This window comes from Aeromonas sp. HMWF017 (genome assembly GCF_003061465.1).
GTDB classification, from domain to species: domain Bacteria; phylum Pseudomonadota; class Gammaproteobacteria; order Enterobacterales; family Aeromonadaceae; genus Aeromonas; species Aeromonas veronii.
Map to the genome: position 1 here is coordinate 61,952 of NZ_QAJD01000030.1, position 1,124 is coordinate 63,075.

The window sequence follows — 1,124 nt, forward strand, 5'->3', positions numbered from 1 at the left end:
GCACCAGTACTGCGGCCAACGCAGCAGCTGCCAGCAGGCGGGGTAACAGGTAACTCACCCCGCTCCAACTGTTCTGCACTAGCGAGCCACTGCCCCACACCAGCAAACCTTTCAGCTCCTCCTGAAAGAACAGCAAGAGTCCCATGCTGATAGCCGCCAGATAGAGGTTGATCACCAGCCCGGCAAAGACGATGACCACCGGATTGAGCTGACGACGCCAGGCCAGGGCAAACACCAGTGCCATCGCGAGGCTGCCACCGGCCATGGCGATCCACTCCCGCCCCAGCAGCAACCAGGAGGGGACAAACAGGGTCACCATCATCAGCGCCAGCTGGGCGCCGGAGGCCACCCCAAGAGTGGTGGGTGACGCGAGCGGGTTGCGCAGCACCTGCTGCATCAGGGTGCCTGCCAGCCCGAGCGCCGCCCCGGCCAGCAGGGTGACAACCAGGCGGGGTAGCCAGCTGAAATGCACCACCGCTTGGCTGACATCATCCAGATTGGGGGCGAAGAGGCTCTGCCACCAGAGCGCACCGGGCAGCTGGCGAGCCAGCTCCCAATACGCGAGCGAGAGGGTCAACCCCAGCAGGATCGAGACCGGCCGCAGCAGCGGCGATGTGAGCAGTCGCTTCATCGGCTAACCTCCATACGCTGGGCATCTTGCAGCAATGCATCGCTGAGCAGACCGGCGAAACGGCGGGCGGCAAGTACGCCGCCAAAACTCCAGACCGCAGGCAGATGCAGCACGGGGGCTTGGCGTACCAGCGGCAGATGCTGCCACAGCCCAGGCTCCTGCAGCCGTTCGCTCACCCCTACCGGGATGGGATCGACCACCACCAGCCGCGCGGTTGGCAAGGTCATGAACTGCTCGATGCTGACCACCGAGAACCCCCAGTCATTGGTCTGCTCCTGCCAGCCATTACGCAGCCCGAGCCGCGTCATCACCGCATCGAACAGGCTGTGGCGACCAAACACCCGCACATGGCGCTCATCGATAAACTGCACCACCAGCAGGGGCGGCAGATCCGCAGGCAATCCGGCCTGCATGCTGGCGAGATCCCGATCCAGCCCGGCCAGCAGCCGTTCGCCCTCGGCGGTTTTGCCCACCATACAGGCGAGGGTCAGGG

Annotated in this window: 2 protein-coding genes; both read right to left on the bottom strand. The window is 64.9% G+C overall.

The genetic code is table 11. The features are described from left to right. On the bottom strand, positions 1-631 hold a 631-nt coding region (locus DBR30_RS21520; protein ID WP_258224258.1), incomplete at its 3' end, for an iron chelate uptake ABC transporter family permease subunit. Beyond that, positions 628-1,124, bottom strand: a 497-nt coding sequence (locus DBR30_RS21525; protein WP_258224259.1) for an ABC transporter substrate-binding protein, incomplete at its 5' end; no start/stop codon positions are given. The genes DBR30_RS21520 and DBR30_RS21525, both read right to left, overlap by 4 nt.